This window comes from Brevundimonas sp., assembly GCF_016463295.1.
Taxonomy (GTDB): domain Bacteria; phylum Pseudomonadota; class Alphaproteobacteria; order Caulobacterales; family Caulobacteraceae; genus Brevundimonas.
This window is the reverse complement of the sequence record NZ_JAEMRO010000016.1, coordinates 20,225-37,043: the sequence shown is the minus strand read 5'-3', so window position 1 is coordinate 37,043 and position 16,819 is coordinate 20,225. Positions and strand designations below refer to the sequence as shown.

General features: G+C 65.2%; 12 protein-coding genes. 9 read left to right on the top strand and 3 right to left on the bottom strand.

Going from position 1 to position 16,819, the window contains the following annotated elements:
- A partial coding sequence (locus tag JHC81_RS05915) for an NAD(P)/FAD-dependent oxidoreductase (RefSeq protein WP_292171962.1) occupies positions 1–727 on the top strand: 727 nt, incomplete at its 5' end.
- Between the two features lies 1 nt (position 728).
- On the opposite strand, the gene JHC81_RS05910 is transcribed toward JHC81_RS05915, so the two are convergent.
- The gene (locus JHC81_RS05910) at positions 729–1,106 is read right to left on the bottom strand and encodes a response regulator (RefSeq protein WP_292171959.1); all 378 of its coding nucleotides are present in this window, start codon (positions 1,104–1,106) and stop codon (positions 729–731) included.
- Positions 1,103–2,626, bottom strand: coding sequence for an HWE histidine kinase domain-containing protein (locus JHC81_RS05905; RefSeq protein WP_292171956.1), 1,524 nt, complete (start codon positions 2,624–2,626; stop codon positions 1,103–1,105). Before JHC81_RS05905 ends, JHC81_RS05910 begins: the two co-directional genes overlap by 4 nt.
- 118 nt (positions 2,627–2,744) lie before the next feature.
- On the opposite strand from JHC81_RS05905, the gene JHC81_RS05900 reads away from it, so the two are divergent.
- From JHC81_RS05900 to JHC81_RS05865, 8 genes are all read left to right on the top strand, one after another.
- Positions 2,745–4,277 (top strand): carboxylesterase family protein, encoded by a 1,533-nt coding sequence (locus tag JHC81_RS05900; RefSeq protein ID WP_292171953.1) that lies wholly within the window; start codon positions 2,745–2,747, stop codon positions 4,275–4,277.
- A gap of 220 nt (positions 4,278–4,497) precedes the next feature.
- Entirely contained in the window at positions 4,498–5,577 is a 1,080-nt protein-coding gene (locus JHC81_RS05895; RefSeq protein ID WP_292171950.1) for a LacI family DNA-binding transcriptional regulator, read from the top strand.
- Positions 5,574–8,651 carry a carboxypeptidase regulatory-like domain-containing protein gene (locus JHC81_RS05890; RefSeq protein WP_292171947.1) on the top strand — a complete coding sequence of 1,026 codons (3,078 nt, stop codon included), beginning with the start codon at positions 5,574–5,576 and terminating at the stop codon, positions 8,649–8,651. Before JHC81_RS05895 ends, JHC81_RS05890 begins: the two co-directional genes overlap by 4 nt.
- Positions 8,652–8,737: 86 nt before the next feature.
- Positions 8,738–10,180 (top strand): glucoamylase family protein, encoded by a 1,443-nt coding sequence (locus JHC81_RS05885; RefSeq protein ID WP_292171944.1) that lies wholly within the window; start codon positions 8,738–8,740, stop codon positions 10,178–10,180.
- Entirely contained in the window at positions 10,177–11,451 is a 1,275-nt protein-coding gene (locus tag JHC81_RS05880) for an extracellular solute-binding protein (protein ID WP_292171941.1), read from the top strand. Before JHC81_RS05885 ends, JHC81_RS05880 begins: the two co-directional genes overlap by 4 nt.
- Positions 11,448–12,389: a sugar ABC transporter permease gene (locus JHC81_RS05875; protein ID WP_292171938.1), complete on the top strand. Its 942-nt coding sequence runs from the start codon at positions 11,448–11,450 to the stop codon at positions 12,387–12,389. The genes JHC81_RS05880 and JHC81_RS05875 overlap by 4 nt, the downstream gene beginning before the upstream one ends.
- Positions 12,386–13,210, top strand: coding sequence for a carbohydrate ABC transporter permease (locus JHC81_RS05870; RefSeq protein ID WP_292171936.1), 825 nt, complete (start codon positions 12,386–12,388; stop codon positions 13,208–13,210). The genes JHC81_RS05875 and JHC81_RS05870 overlap by 4 nt, the downstream gene beginning before the upstream one ends.
- A gap of 14 nt (positions 13,211–13,224) precedes the next feature.
- Positions 13,225–16,440, top strand: a complete 3,216-nt coding sequence (locus JHC81_RS05865) for a discoidin domain-containing protein (protein WP_292171933.1) — start codon at positions 13,225–13,227, stop codon at positions 16,438–16,440.
- On the opposite strand, the gene JHC81_RS05860 is transcribed toward JHC81_RS05865, so the two are convergent.
- On the bottom strand, positions 16,441–16,812 hold the full coding sequence (locus tag JHC81_RS05860; protein WP_292171930.1) for a hypothetical protein: 372 nt from the start codon (positions 16,810–16,812) through the stop codon (positions 16,441–16,443). It lies immediately after the preceding gene.
- Between the last annotated feature and the right edge of the window lie 7 nt (positions 16,813–16,819).

Below are 16,819 nucleotides of genomic sequence, written 5' to 3'. Positions count from 1 at the left end.
GGAGGCCGGCGACGTGGTGCGGGCGCGCGCGGTGGTGTCGAACCTGCATCCGCGGCTGCTGTTCGACCGGCTGGTGGACGACGCAGTCGTTCCCGCCGACTTCCGTGAGCGGCTCGGCAACTATCAGTCGGGGTCGGGCACGTTCCGCATGAACGTCGCGCTGTCGGAACTGCCGAACTTCACCGCCTTGCCCGGGCAGGGGGATCATCTGACGGCAGGGATCATCATGGCTCCGACACTGGAGTACATGGACCGGGCGCATGCGGAGGCGCGGCTGAACGGTTGGTCGTCAAAGCCGATCGTGGAGATGCTGATCCCCTCGACGCTGGACGATAGCCTGGCTCCGTCCGGCCAGCACGTCGCCAGCCTGTTCTGCCAGCATGTGTCGCCCGATCTCGCCGACGAGCATCGCGATACCGTGGCGGACCTGATGATCGAGACGGTCGATCGCCATGCGCCTGGGTTCAAGGCTTCTGTGCTGGGTCGGCTGGCGCTGGGCCCGCGCGATCTGGAGCGGCGCTTCGGCCTGGTCGGCGGCGACATCTTCCACGGGCGGCTGACGCTGGATCAGCTGTTCAGCGCCCGCCCTGTCCTGGGCCATGCGGATCACCGCATGCCGGTGCCGGGGCTGTATCTCTGTGGGTCCGGCGCTCATCCCGGGGGCGGCGTCACCGGGGCACCGGGGCACAATGCGGCCAGGGCAGTGCTCAACGACCTGAAGCGCTAGGTCAGACCCTGGCCATGCCGAGGGCGGTCATCAAGGCGTCCTGCACAGCCGCTTCGCTGAACGGCTTCTGCAAGGTAGGGCGGCCCTTCCATTCGTCTGGCAGTCCGCCCTCGCCATAGCCGGTGGAGAAGACGAAAGGCACATCGCGCGCGGCTAGGGCCTCGGCGATCGGGAAGATCTTCACACCCGCGACGTTGACGTCCAGCAGGGCACCGTCGAGCGCTGCCCCGTTCTCGATCAGAGCCAGACCTTCTTCGACACTGGAGGCCGGCCCTACGGTCGTGCAGCCCATGTCTTCGAGGATAGTCTCCAGCAGCATCGCGACAAGCGACTCATCCTCCACGATCAGGATGTTGCGGCCGGACAGGGGCTGGCTCATGCGGGCAGGTCTCGATCGAGGGGCAGGGTCAGGCGGGCGATCAGTCCGGTGGAGCCATAGTCCATCGACACTGTCCCACCAAGGTCATGCCGCACATTGCGCTCGATCAGTCGACTGCCGAAGCCGCGATGATCCGGCGGCTGCAGGTCTTGAACGCCAGACTCCTGCCAGGTCAGGTTCAGGGTGCGCGTGGGCGAGTGCGTCACGGTCCAGTCGATCACGACCTTCCCATCGGGCGCTGCCAGCGCGCCATACTTGGCGGCGTTGGTCGCCAGTTCGTGGAAGACCATGCCGAGCGATATAGCCGATGCGGAATCCAGATCGACCGCGGGGCCGTTGAGCAGAACCCGCGTCTGATCGTGCGCCTGGGTTTCGTGCTCCAGGATCGATCGCAGATTGGCACCCTCCCAGTGGCTACGCGTCAGCAGATCGTGCGTGTGCGAAAGAGCCAGCAGCCGGGCCTGGAAACTGGCGGCAAAGCGTGCCGGGTCGGTGTGCGATCGGGCCGTCTGCATGGCGATGGACTGCACCGTCGCCAGGGTGTTCTTCACCCGGTGATTCAGTTCGTCGATCATCAGCTTCTGACGCTCTGCGGCCAGAACCGATTCCGTGACGTCGTGGCCTTGGACGAACACGCCAATGATGGTGCCGTCTGCCTCGCGGATAGGCTGGTAGCTGAAGTCGACATAGGCGTCTGACGGGGGGCCGCCAGGTTCCTGCGGAAACTGGAACAGGCTGGCGCTGCCTTGAACCGGCTCGCCTGTCCGGAATACCCTGTCCAGCATCTCCACATAGCCTTGCGACACCACTTCGGGCATCGCTTGGGCCACCGGTTGTCCTTGAACATCGCGGTAGCCGATCAGACGGCGATAGGCGTCGTTGTGGAACTGAAAAATGTGCTCCGGACCCGACAGAACGGCCACAAATCCCGGTGCCTGCATGAACATCTCGACCAAGCGGTTGCGCTCGACGGACAGGCGGCGGTTGTCCTCCTGAACCAGGCGCGCCCGTTCCAGGATATTGCCGCCGACGATGGCATCGAGGGCTTTCAGCGGGGCTGCGCCTTCCGCCTCCTGCGTCTGCTGGCGCAGAAGCTCCAGCTCTGTGATGTCGGTCGTATGCTGGAGGATCATCACCACTTCGCCCGCCTCGTTCAGCAGAGGCGTGTGGGTGGCGCTCCAATAGCGATCTTCGAAGACCTCACCGGTGTCGGTCTTGCGCGGGATGGAATAGGGAATGACGGCCAGATGATCGCGCTGGCGCGTTTCGCGAACCTTTTCCAGCGAGGCGCGGAGTTGTCGCACATTCTCCGGCGCGTCCTCGCCCGGACCGGCATCGAAAGCTGCGAACATGGACCGACCGACGATGGCCTCGCGGGTGGTGTTGGTCACGTCCAGATACGCCTGATTGGCACCGGCAATCTCGAAGTCCGGCGTCATCAGCACATAGGGATTTGGCGAGGCGTCGAAGGCCTGGCCAAGGTCGACATTCGGATCCCCGGATTTGGAAAGTATCTTCAAGCCTGTTCCCGCTGCTGGCCCCGTCAACGCCGTCGGCCACGGTTGGTTTCAACCAGAAACCATCGGTGTTGCAAATCTCGATTTGAGGGCAATGTGCGATGACGTTTAAGGAAGGGAGATGAGCCTGGTTTCCCTCCTGTCTGCGGCGGTCCTTATGCTGTCTCCTGTTTCACAGACCGATCCGGTGGTGGAGGTTCTGACGACCGACGGCGTGCTGGTCGGGCGGACCAACGGACAGGTGCAGGCGTTCAAGGGCATCCCCTATGCCGCGCCACCGGTGGGAGCCTGGCGCTGGCGTCCCCCTCAGCCGGTCGAGCCTTGGGAGGGCCCGCACGATGCCGGCAACGTCGGGGCGTTGTGTCCCCAGCCACCGGCCAACGGAGATCCGGGTGTCGGGCCGCTGCCCATGAGCGAGGATTGCCTGACGCTGAACGTCTGGTCGCCGCTGGAGGCAGCAGAGCCGGCCCCGGTCATGGTCTGGATCCACGGCGGTGGCTTCAACAACGGCTCCGGCACCGCGGCTCTGTACGACGGCACGGCCTTGGCTAGGCGCGGTGTGGTGGTCGTGACGATCAACTATCGGCTGGGCCGTCTGGGCTTCTTCGATCATCCGGCCCTGGCCGCCGAACGACCGGAGGGTGAGCCGGGTGGCAACTATGCCCTTATGGACATGATCGCCGCCCTGAAATGGGTGCAGGCCAACGCCGGGGCGTTCGGCGGCGATCCGGGCCGGGTGACGATCTTCGGAGAGTCAGCCGGTGGCGCGGCGGTGACGCGCCTGATGATCTCTCCCGAGGCACGTCGCCTGTTCCACCGCGCGGTCGTTCAGTCGGGGCTGGGGCGCGACACGGGCACACCGCTGGATCGCCCTTCAGCGTTGGGCAAGCCGTCGCTGCAGGGTCGCGGACAGGCCTATGCGCAGCGACTGGGCCTGACGACACCGTCCGCCGCCGATCTGCGGGCCATCCCCGCCGAGACCCTGCTCGCGCCCGCCCCGAACTTCTACGGCGGAGACAATCTGGTCATCGACGGGTCGGTGGTTCAGGAGGATGTCGAGGCCGCGTTCGCCGCTGGCCGGCAGTCTCCAGTGCCCCTGATCATCGGCACCAACAGCGCCGAGTTCTGGTGGATGAAGCCGTCCGATCTCAGTCCCTATGGCGAGATTGACGACGCCATGACACCGGACGAGCGCGCGGCGATCGTCACGGCCTATGGCGGGGAGGACGGGTACAACGCCCATGTCGTCAGCGACCTGGCCTTCAACGAGCCGGCGCGGCACCTGGCCCGGCTGCACGCGCGGGCGGGCCATCCGACCTACCTCTATCGCTTCGACGTGGTGCCCGATCCCAATCCCGAGCCGCACGAGGGCGCGACCCATGCGTCGGAGCGGCCCTATGTCTTCGACAATCTGGCCACGACCAACTGGCCGATGGGCGAGCGGGACTATCGGGCGGCCGCGGCCATGGCCGACTACTGGACGCGATTCGCCGCAGCGGGCGATCCGAACGCAGAGGGCCGACCAGTATGGCCGTCGTTCGGGGCCGAGCCGGATCGGCTGCTGGAGTTCACCAATGAAGGACCCGTCGCCAAGCCGATCCCGTTCAAGGAGAGGCTGGACCTGATCGAAGCCTACTACAGCCGGCCTCGCTGAGGCCCATGCCGCGCCGCTTGTGGCCAGTGCGCCACAGCGTCAGGCCCTGCTCCGATGTGGCCGAAATGCGGCCTTGCGTGACGCAATCTCCATGTGCCATGTAAACGGTTACACGGATTGAAGGACGGACCTGCGGCAAGCGGGCCGGAACCTGACCGGTCAGGGAAGGATGTCTGTTGGTCGTAGCGATCATCCAGCAAACTTGCGCGGCGGTGGCGGCATGAAGCCGGCCAATATCCGTGACGTAGCGCGTCGCGCGGACGTGTCCGTGGCTTCGGTTTCGCGCGTGTTGAACGGGGCGGGCCCTGTCACGGCGGCCACCCGCGAAAAGGTTCTGCAAGCCGTCGAGGCCCTGCAGTACGTTCCCCATTCCGGCGCACGCAGCCTGTCGACCAGCAAGACCCAGACGATCGGCGTCGTCCTGCCCGACCTGTACGGCGAGTTTTTCTCGGAGCTGATCCGCGGCATGGACGTGGCCGCTCGGGCCCTGGGCTATCATTTGATCGTTTCCAGCTCACACGACGATGCGGAGGAGGCGTCCGCCGCCATCCGCTCCATGCGCGGTCGGGTCGATGGTCTGATCGTCCTTTCGCCTCATCTGGACGCGGCGAATCTGGCTTCCAGCCTGGCGGGTCGTCTGCCGGTCCTGTTGATGAACGGCGGGGCAGGCGAGGCCGACCGGCCGTCCATCGTGGTCGATAACCACGGCGGCGCGGTCCAGGCGGTCGAACACCTGCTGGAGACCGGACGTCGCCGGATCGTTCATATCTCAGGGCCAGCGGGCAATCTGGAGTCCGAGGCCCGCCTGGCCGGCTATCTTCAGGCGATGGCCAAGGCCGGTCTGCCGACCATGGTGCTGGACGGGGCTTTCACCCAGGCCTCAGGCCACGTGGCGGGTCTAAAGATCAGCGAGATGGCGCTGAAGCCTGACGCCGTCTTCGCCGCCAACGACATCATGGCTGTCGGGGCCATGCTGGCCTTGCAGGATGCAGGGCTGCGCGTGCCCGAGGACGTCGCCCTGATCGGGTTCGACGACGTGCCGATCGCCGACATGGTCCGGCCCGGACTGACGACCCTCGGCATCAACATCGCAGAGACGGGCCGTGGCGCGCTGGAGCGTCTGGTCCGCATCATCAATACCGCAGACGACGGCTCCGCCGACACGTCCTGCGAAACCGTGCGACCGCAGTTGGTCGTGCGGGCGTCCACTGCGGCCGCGTCCCTGGCCCGGTCCACTCACCAACCCGGCGCACGCGCCGTCCATCCTGTTTCAGCCCTGGAGGGGGAGAACCCACAATGACACGCAACAAGGCTTATCTGGGTGCCGCATCGGCGCTGGCACTGGCGATCTCACTGGCGGGTGCCGGGGCGGCGTCGGCGCAGGTGACGACCTCGACCGTTCGTGGCGCAGTGACCGATGACGGTGTCGCCGAAGCCGGCGCAACCGTCGTCGCTCGGAACACGGCCAGCGGCTTCACCAGCCGCACGACAACCAGTGCCAACGGCACCTATGTCCTTTCGGGACTGCGTCCGGGCAACTACGAGATCACGGTCACCAGCACAGATGGCGAGACGGGTTCCGATGTCGTCTCCATCGGGGTGGGTCAGGTCGGTGATCTGGACCTGTCGGTGTCCGGAGCTGCTGTAACCGGTTCCACCGACCCGAATGCCACTGAATTAGGCGAAGTCGTCGTCACCGGCCGCCGGCTGGCCGAGGTGCGCACGCCTGAAAACGCCACCAATGTTACGACACAGCAGATCAATAATCTGCCTCAGGTCAATCGCAACTTCCTGAACTTTGCGGCGCTCGCACCTGGTGTGCGAGCAAACTTGACTGAAGAAGAGCAGCAAATCACCGCTGGTGGTCAACGTGCCGAATCGATCAATGCTTTCATTGACGGTGCCAGCCTGAAATCCAACGTCATCGCCGGTGGCATCATCGGCCAGGACGACAGCCGCGGTAACCCCTTTCCACAGGCTGGCATTCAAGAGTTCCGCGTTGTAAGTCAGAACTTCAAAGCTGAGTACGAACAGGCGTCGTCAGCTATAATCACGGCAGTAACCCGTTCGGGCACCAACGAATTCCAAGGGGAAATTTTTGGGGTCTATCGCGATGAAAGCTTCACGAGCCGCGACTTTTTTCAAAAGCTCAACAACAGCGAAAAAATCCCCTTGGAAGTCCAGCAGTATGGCTTTGCTCTGGGCGGGCCTATCATTCGCGATACTCTGCATTTCTTCGGTACATATGAACACAAGCAGGAGAACCGGGCAGAAAGCGTTGCTCTGCAGCGTCGAGACCCTGCCTTTGTCACTCGCTTTGGTCAGTTTGAGGGAACGTTTGCGAAGCCTTTCGAAGAAGACCTGTTCTTCGGTAAGTTGAGCTGGCAGCCCGCCGAAGGTCACCTAATTGATTGGTCTGGGACATATCGTGACGAATCGGAACTGCGCGATTTTGGCGGTATCACCGCATTCTCGCGCGCCAACGATTTGCGTCAGCAGACCATTGGTAGCAACCTACGCTGGCAGTGGCAGACAGACACTTTCCTTAATGAATTCGCGATCGACTACCGCGATTACAACTACAATCCAGGAGCTGCCAACTTCACAGACCTGGGTGAAACGTATCGTCTGTTTGAAAACGACACGAGCCCCGACCCGGGTTTTCAGCCGGACTTCTTTGGCGGCCAGAGCATTTTTGAACTGGGCGGCAGGGACAGTACGCAGGACATTCAAGACAATGCTGTAACCATCCGCAATGATCTGACGTTTAGCGACTTGGAAATGAGTGGCTTTCACACGATCAAGATCGGGGCAAAGGCATCTTTCCAGAACTATCAGGTCGATAAGCAGTTCGGTCGCAACCCACTCTTCTATTATGATCTGGGTGGTCGCCCCGAACTGAGCGGTAGCACAACCGTCCCTTACCGCGTCGAACTGGGCCGTTCGTTTCCTAGCGTCGATCTCGATAACACCGTCATCGGTCTCTACATCCAGGATGACTGGCGCATCACCGACCAGCTCGAGCTGAACCTGGGCATCCGCTGGGACTATGAGACCAATGCCAACAACAAGGATTATGTGACCCCGGCCAACGTCGTCACCGGTCTGAACCAGTATTTCGCTTCGACGGCCGGCGGGCGTGCCGCCGGCTACGTACCAAGCTTTTTCAATCAGTCCGACTATATCTCGACCGGCAACAATCGTGAGGCCTATGCCAAGGCGTTCCAGCCCCGGATCGGTTTCTCGTACGATGTCTTCGGTGATCGCTCGACCGTGATCTTTGGTGGCGCGGGCCGTTACTACGACCGGATCAATTTCAACTTCTCCTACGACGAACTGGTCAAGCCGTTCGATATTCGCCAGAACGCCTTCTTCAGTACGACAGGCCGTCCCGCTGGCGAAGACCGCGATCCAGGTCCGGGCGTCGATCTGCCGGGTGACGCGGGCGATCCCATCCTGTGGCAGTCGTCATACGGTACGGCTGCGGGTCTAGACCCGGTCTTTGCGACCATTCCGGGCAAGGGCGAAGTCTTCCTGTTGAAGAACGACTTCGAGCCGCCGCGTACCGATCAGTTCAACCTGGGTCTTCGTCAGCGTTTCGGCGACTGGCAGAGCGAATTCACCCTCGCCTACGGCAAGACCGAGAACGAGTTCACCTGGCTGTATCTGGGTCGCTGCCGTGAGCCCAACCGGCCATCACAGGGTGGCGGCTTTGGTGACAACGGTGGCTTCTGCGGCCCGGACGGCACCAACGAGTTCCGCAACTATTTCGCCTCCGACCACAACAAGAGCCGCGAGTTCCGGGCCCTCTATGTCAAGCTGGACAAGAACTACACGCGGGATTCCGGCTGGGGTCTGAACATCGCCTACACCTGGTCCGAGGCCGAACAGAACGGTGGCCGTGACGCCTTCTGCTTCGACTGCTTCGACATCGAAAACTCGCCGGTTCGTCCGACCGACAATGACGAGCGTCACCGGATTGTGGCCAACGGCATCGTCGATCTGCCCTTCGACTTCCAGCTGTCGGGCATTCTGACGCTGGGGTCGGGCGTCCCGTTTGACGTCTTCGACGGCACGGGTGCCAACTTCGTCTACCGTCCGAACGGTGGCCGTCCGCAGCAGTTCAACTTCATCATTCCGAACTCCTTCGCCTATCGGAATCTGGACCTGCGCCTGACCAAGAACTTCCAGGTCTGGGGCGGCCAGGAACTGTCGGTGTTCGTCGACGCGATCAACGTCTTCAACTTCGACAACTTTGCCGGATTCGATGGTGGGACGGGATCAGCGACCAGCCCCAACCCCAACTACGAGCGGCCCTCCCGCGTGCTGTTCCCGACCCGGACGTTCCAGATCGGCATGCGCTACCGCTTCTGATCTCCTGAGCCTGCCGGCCGCCCCTCGCATCCCGGGGGGCGGCCGATTTTTTGACTGTTCTCTGTTTGCGTAAGAAGGTGTGGCCCATGGATCGTCGCGGATTTCTGATGGGCACGGCCATGGCGTCGGCGGCGATGCTGGGGCTGGGCGTGCATCAGGCGGCGGCGCAGACGCAGAGGGCTCCGCTGGTGAGCAATGCCGTCGATCCCGAGATGGACGAGCTTCAGCGGCGCACCTTCGACTGGTTCACCCATGTCACCAATCGCGCGAACGGCCTGACGCCCGATCGCTGGCCGACACCGTCCTTTTCATCCGTGGCGGCCGTCGGCTTCGCCTTGACCTGCTGGCCCATCGGGGTCGAGCGGGGCTGGATGAGCCGGGAGGAGGCGCGCGAGCGGACCCTGACCACCATCCGCTTCTTCCACGACCTGCCGCAGGGGCCGGAGGCGACGGGCGTCGGCGGCCACAAAGGCTTCTTCTACCACTTCCTTGACATGAACACGGGCCACCGCTTCGGGCGGACCGAGCTGTCGACGGTCGACACGACGTTGCTGATCGCCGGCATGCTGTTCGCGGCGCGCTGGTTCGACGGCTCGCACCGGGACGAGCGCGAGATCCGGCGGCTGGCCCAGCGCGTCTATGAGCGGGTGGAGTGGGATTGGGTCGTCGTCCGGCCCGACCGGGTCAGCATGGGCTGGCACCCCGAGAGCGGCTTCATCGAGGCCGACTGGAACGTCTATAACGAGGGCATGCTGGTGCTGCTGCTAGCCATCGGCAGCCCGACCCATCCGGTGCCCGCCAGCGTCTGGGACGAATGGTGCAGCGTCTATGACCGCAGCTGGTCTGACCGCTGGGGTCGCCCGCACCTGCATTTCCCGCCTCTGTTCGGGCACCAGTTCAGCCATCTGTTCGTCGATTTCCGGGGCATTCAGGACGCCTGGCTGCGCGAGAAGTCGGCGGAGATTCCCGGCTTCGACTATTTCGAGAACAGCCGCCGCGCGGTCGAGGGCCAGCGGGCCTATGCGGTGGAGAGCAGCCTGCGCTGGAAAGGCTATTCCGCCGATGTCTGGGGCCTGACGGCCTGCGACGGGCCGGGCGATTTCAGACAGGTCGTCTTTGACGGCACGGAGCGGGAGTTCTTCAGCTATTCCGCGCGCGGCCCCGGCGACCGCGACGACGGCACCCTGGCCCCCACCGCTGCCATGTCGTCCCTGCCGTTCGCGCCCGCCGAGGTCACGGCCTGCCTGAAGGCGATGAAGGCGCAATATCCGGATGTCTATACCCAGTACGGTTTCCTCGACGCCTTCAACCCGACCCTGACGGAGACAGCCGCACCCTTGCGGCATGGCAAGATCACGCCGGGCGGCTGGATCGCCGACGACTATCTGGGCATCGATCAGGGCCCGATCGTCATCCAGATCGAGAACCATCGCAGCGACATCGTCTGGAGCCGCATGCGCGGCGAACCGAACCTGATGCGGGGCCTGAAGCGTGCCGGCTTCACCGGGGCCTGGCTGGGTCGCGGATGAGCCTGTTCCGCCCGGATCGCAGGACGGCGCTGGGCCTGTTGGCCAGTGCGGGCGCGGCCGGGCTGACGGGGTGCGGGTCGCGCGATGACGGCACGACGCGCCTTCGCTTCTGGGCCATGGGGTCGGAGGCGACCAATGTCGGCCAGTTGCTGCCGGAGTTCGAGCGACTGAACCCCGGCATCACGGTGGAGGTGCAGGCCCTGCCGTGGACGGCGGCGCACTCCAAGCTGCTGACCTCCTATGCCGGGTCGTCGCTGCCGGACCTCAGTCAGGTCGGCAACACCTGGGTGTCGGAGATGACGGCCATCGGCGCGATCAGCCCCCTCCCGGGCTTTGCCGACGACCTGCTGACCGATCAGTTTCCGGCGGTGCTGGAAACCAACCAGATCAACGGCCGCGCCATGGCGACGCCCTGGTACGTTGACACCCGGCTGATCTTCTATCGCAGCGACCTGCTGGAGCGGGCGGGGTATGACACGGTGCCCCGGACCTGGGATGGCTGGAAACAGGCCATGCATGCGGTCAAGCGCGTGGCGGGGGCCGGGAACTATGCGGTGCTGCTGCCGGTCAATGAGTTCGAACAACTGCTGACGTTCGGGCTGCAGGGGACCGAGCCGCTGCTGCGTGACCGCGACACGCGCGGCAACTTCTCCAGCCCGTCGTTCGTGGCGGCGCTGGCCTTCTACAAGAGCCTGTTCGACGAGGGACTGGCCCCGCTGGCGTCCTCGACGCAGATTTCCAACGTCTGGACCGAGTTCGAGCGCGGCTATTTCAGCTTCTACTTCTCCGGCCCCTGGAGCGTCGGCGATTTCCGCACGCGACTGGCCCCGACTACGCGGTGGATGACGTCCGGCGTGCCTGGACCGACCGGGCCGGGGGCCTCGGCGCCGGGCGGCTCGTCGCTGGTCGTCTATCGGTCGTCGCCGCATCAGGAGGCGGCGTGGAAGCTGGTGCGCTATCTGTCCGATCCGGCGGTGCAGGCGCGGTTCAACGGCATCACCGGCAATCTGCCCGCACGGGAGAGCGCCTGGGCTACGCCGACGGTGGCGGGCGACCCCTATATCGCCGCCTTCAAGGGCCAGCTGTCGCGCGCCAGGGCCGTGCCCAAGGTGCCGGAGTGGGAGCGGATCGTCACCGAGATGCAGATCGTGGCCGAACGCATGGTGCGCGGCGAATACACGCCCGCCACCGCCGGGGCCGAGATCGACCGCCGGGCCGATCGCCTGCTGGAAAAGCGCCGCTGGATGATCGAGCAGGGGAGGGCGGAATGACCGCACAGCCCATCCCGCCCCTGACCGCCAAGGCCACCCGCAGGCCGGGCACGCCCCGCTCGCGCGAACGCGCCGCCTGGGGCTTCGTGGCCCCGGCCCTGATCGCCATTGCCGTCTTCTTCGCCGTCCCGGTCTTCGCGGCCCTGCTGCTCAGCCTGACGGATTTCGACATCTATGCCTTGGCCGACATCGGCAATATGCGGTTCGTGGGCCTTCAGAACTACGAGCGGCTGTTCACCAATCCGCTGTTTTGGACGGCCATGAAGAACACCGGCGTCTTCACGGTCATCGGTGTGCCCTTGTCGATCATCACCTCTCTGGCGGCGGCGGTGATTCTGAACGCCAGGGTGATCAAGTGGCGGCCGATCTGGCGGGTGGCCTTCTTTGCCCCCTTCGTGACGACGCTGGTCGCCACAGCCGTCCTGTGGAACTACCTGCTGCACACCAAATACGGCGTCATCAACTGGGCCATCGGGGCCGTGGGCATCCCGCCGGTGGATTGGCTGGGCCAGCCTTCGACCTCCATCCCGGCCATCCTGATGTTCGTGGTGTGGAAGATCTTCGGCTACAACATGCTGATCTTCCTGGCCGTGCTGCAGACCGTGCCGGACGACCTGTACGAGGCCGCGCGCATCGACGGCGCCGGGCCGTGGAAACAGTTCCGCCACGTAACGCTCCCGGCCATCGCGCCGACCCTGCTGCTGGTGTCGATCATCTCGGTCGCGGGCTTTTTCCAGCTGTTCGCAGAGCCCTATGTGATGACCCAGGGCGGACCCGCGCAATCGACCGTGACGGTGCTCTACTTCATGTATGAAGAGGGCTTCAAATGGTGGAACCTGGGCTCCGCCAGCGCCGTCGCCTTCGTGCTGTTCCTCTGCATCCTGGCCGTCACCCTGGTCCAGCTGGCCGTGGCCAAGCGTCTGGGGGCCTACGAATGAGCGCCCGCCGCCTGAAGGCCCTGATCCTGAACATCGGCGTCGCACTGATCGCTCTGCTGGTGCTGTTCCCGCTGGTCTGGATGCTGTCGGTCAGCTTCATGTCCACGGGTGAGGCCGCGACCTTCCCGCCGCCGCTGCTGCCCAAGGTCTGGACGCTGGAGCACTACCGCGACCTGTTCGTGACCCAGGGCATGGGGCGGTATCTGTGGAACAGCTTTGCCCTGGCGTCGTTGGCCACGGCTTTGGCTTTGGCCTTCACCGTGCCCGCCGGTTACGCCTTCGCCAAGCTGGCCTTCAAAGGGCGTGATCGGGTGTTCCAGATCCTGGTCGGGGCCTTGGTCGTACCGGCCCAGATCGGTACCCTGCCGCTGTTCCTGATGCTGAAGTCGGTGGGGCTGGTGAACACCTATGCCGGGGCGCTTGTGCCGTGGCTGGCGTCGATCTTCGGCCTGTTTCTGGTGCGCCAGTATGCGCTCAGCATCCCCGACGAGATGCTGGAGGCGGCCCGCATCGACGGTGCCTCCGAGGGGCAGATCTTCCGCCGCGTGGTCCTGCCGACCCTTCAGCCCATCATCGTGACCTTGGCCCTGTTCGTCTTCCTGGGCAGCTGGAACGACTTCCTGTGGCCGCTGATCATCCTGACGGACCAGTCCAACTATACCCTGCCCGTGGCGCTGGCCGCCCTGTCGCGCGAGCACGTACAGGACATCGAGCTGATGATGGCGGGAGCCGTGATCACGGTCGCGCCGGTGCTGATCCTCTTCCTGGCACTGCAACGCTACTACATCCGCGGCATGCTGGCGGGGAGTGTGAAGGGGTGATCGGGAGTATGCGTATGTGGGTTCGTCTTGTGGCCTCGATCGTGATGCTGGCCCTGCCCGCAGGCATTGCCCACGCCCAGTCCATCCGCACCCTTGACGCCTTCGAGACCCTGACGCCGTGGACCGCCGACGCCTCCACCGACGTGTCCTCGCGGATCAGTGCCGTGCCTGGCCGTGACGGCCAGGCCATGCGGCTGGACTATGATTTCAATGGCCGGTCCGGCTATGCCTTCGCGGCCCGATCCATCGATATGGCCGTGCCCGAGAACTACGAGATCAGCTTCTGGCTGCGCGGCGAGATGCGGCCCAATACGCTGGAGATCAAGTTCACCGATGCCTCGGGCGAGAACGTCCACTGGCGTCAGGTTCGGGCGTTCCAGGCGACCGGCGACTGGACCCGCTATGTCATCAAGAAGCGCCAGGTCATCTGGGCCTGGGGCCCAAACCCGGACCGGACCTTCCGTGGTGCCGAGCGGATCGAGTTCGTCATCACCGCAGGTGAGGGTGGCCAGGGCTGGATCGAGGTCGATCAGCTGGAACTGCGCGAGCTGCCGCCCGAGCCCTCGGTCCCGCCACGCCCGCTGGCCGAGGCTTCGAGCGAAGCGGGGCGCAGCCTGGCCGGTCTGGCCGTCGACGGCGACCCGACCACCATCTGGCGGACCGAGGCGGCGGGCGCGCAGAGCCTGACGCTGGACCTGGGCTATGAGCGCGAGTTCGGCGGCCTGACCCTCCGCTGGGCCGAACGCGGCGCGGCGTCGGACTATGCGGTCATGGCCTCGTCCGATGGGCGTGACTGGCGTGAGCTGACTGAAGTGACCGGCGGCGACGGCGGCATCGACTGGCTGCGGACGCCGGAGGCCTCGGCCCGCTGGTTGCGGCTGGATCTCAAGGCTCCGCAATCGACCTCCACTGTGGTCGGCCAAGCCGGCGCCGGCCAGCGGCTGGGCGTCACGGAGGCCGCCGCCTACGGCCTGTCGGAGATCGAGATCGAACCCCTGTCGTTCGGCGAGACAGCGACCACCTTCATCACTGCCGTGGCCGGCGAGAGCCGTCGCGGCCTCTACCCGCGCGGCTTTCATGGCGAGCAACCCTACTGGACCCTGGTCGGGGTCGATGGCGGCGGCGAGAGCGGCCTGATCGGCGAGGACGGGGCCATCGAACTGCGCCGTGGGGGACCGTCGATCGAGCCGTTCGTGCTGGACAACGGGCGGCTGGTGACCTGGGCGGATGTGAACGTCACCCAGAGCCTTCGCGATGACGACCTGCCGATCCCGTCCGTCACCTGGACCTCCGACGGATGGACTTTGACCACGACCGCCTTTGCCGACGGCACGCCCGAGGCGGCACAGCTGTATGGCCGCTACACCCTGACCAACACCTCCAGCCGGGCACAGACTTTGACGCTGGCGCTCATGGCGCGGCCCTATCAGGTGAACGGCCCGCGTCAGTTCCTGACGACGCCGGGCGGTGTCGGGCCGATCGATAGTCTGCGCTGGACTGGCTCGGCGATGGCTTTGAACGGTGGTCTCGGCGTCCGGCCCATGGTCGCGCCTGACGGCATCGCCTTGTCCGGGTTCCAGAGGGGCGGCGATCCGCAAGCCTTGCTGGCTGATGCGGCCCGTCGTCGGGCGGCGGGTGCCGAGGTGAGCGTCGAGGACACAGACCTGGCCAGCGGTGCGATGTTGTACGACGTCACGCTCCAGCCCGGCGAGACCCGCACCTTCGGCTGGGTCTCGGCGCTGTCAGGCGACCTACCACCGCAGCCGGTCACAGGTTCGGGCGAGGCCGCGTTCGACACCGTCGAGAACCGTGTCGCCCGCACATGGCGCGAGAAGATGGACCGCTTCGACCTCACCCTCCCGCCTGAGGCCCAGCGGATCGAAGACGTCATGCGCTCCTCCCTGGCTCAGATGCTGATGTCGCGGCAGGGGCCGATCCTGCAGCCGGGCACCCGCAGCTATAACCGCAGCTGGATCCGTGACGGGGCCATGATGGCCGAGGGTCTGAACCGGCTGGGGCATGCGGATCTGTCGGCGGATTATCTGCGCTGGTACGCTCCCTATGTCTTCGACAACGGCAAGGTGCCCTGCTGCGTCGATGCGCGCGGGGCCGATCCGGTGCCCGAGAACGACAGCCACGGCGAGTTCGTCTTCCTGGCCGCCGAAACCTATCGCTACACCCGCGACGAAGCCCTGCTGCGGCAGGTCTGGCCCCAGCTTCAGGCCGCCATCGGCTATATGGACACCCTGCGCGCCTCGACCCGCACCGCCGAGTTCCAGGCGGCGGACAAGCGGCACCTGTTCGGTCTGCTGCCCCCGACCATCAGTCACGAAGGTTATTCGGACCGACCAGCCTATTCCTACTGGGACGACTTCTGGGGCCTGCTGGGCTATCGCGATGCGGTCTTCATCGCCGAGACTGTGGGCGACGCGGAGGCGGCAGCACGCATCCGGGCGTCAGAGGCCGAGTTTAAGGCCGACATCATGGCCTCGATCCGAGCAACGGCGCAGGTGCACGGCATCGACTGGATCGCGGGCGCGGCGGACAGGGGCGACTTCGACGCCACCTCCACCACCATCGGCCTGTCGCCCGGTGGGCTGATCGACGACCTGCCGCCCGAGCTTCTGGCCGGGACGTTCGACAAGTGGTGGGACAACTTCACGGCCCGCCAGGAGAACCGTCAGGCGTGGAAGGATTACACCCCCTATGAGCTGCGCAACGTCGGCGCGATGGTGCGTTTGGGGCGGCGCGAGGAGGCGCTCAGGGCGCTGGACTTCTACTTCGCTGACATGCGCCCCATCGCCTGGAACGGCTGGGCCGAGGTCGTCGGACGCGACGCGCGCGAGCCACGCTTCATCGGTGACATGCCTCATGCCTGGATCAGCTCGGACTACATCCGCTCGACCTTGGACCTGCTGGTCTATGAGCGGGACCGTGACCACGCCCTGGTCCTGGCGGCTGGCATTCCGACCGCCTGGCTGGCAAGAGACGGGGTTGGCGTCGAAGGCGTCCGCACCGCCTATGGCCCACTGACCTATCGCCTGAAGCAGGAGGGGCAGGACTATGTCTTGACGCTAGGCTCCGAGGTCAGCCCGCCCGGAGGCTTCGTCATCCAGTGGCCGACCGGTGAGACGCCGCCGGCGCGCGTGCGGATAGACGGTCGGGCGGCGAGCTGGTCCGGTCAGGAACTGATGATCCCGGCGAGTGCGCGCCGGGTCGAGATGCGGTGATCAGGCGGCCGGTTCGGCCTGTCCCGTCGCCGACGCTGGCGTTTCGCAATAGACGTAGCCTTCGACGATGTAATGGCCAGGCTGGGCACCATAGCGATCGTAGTGCGCGGTGGGGCGAAGGGCCGTGTGCATCGATTTGCGGGCCACCTTGCCGTCGCAGAGTTCCGATGCCCGGCGGTTCCAGTATTCCATGGCCAGGCCGCCATCCATCAGTTCGACGCGGACGGTGTGGCCGCCGTCCGCGTTCGGCCGGTCGCTGTAGCCGAAATAGGACTTGTCGCTGATCGGCACATAATCCACGCCGCTGACGCAGCCGCCCATCGCCAGCAGGGCGAGGGCGGCGAAGGCGCGTGAGGGCTTGCGGAGCGTCATTACCGGT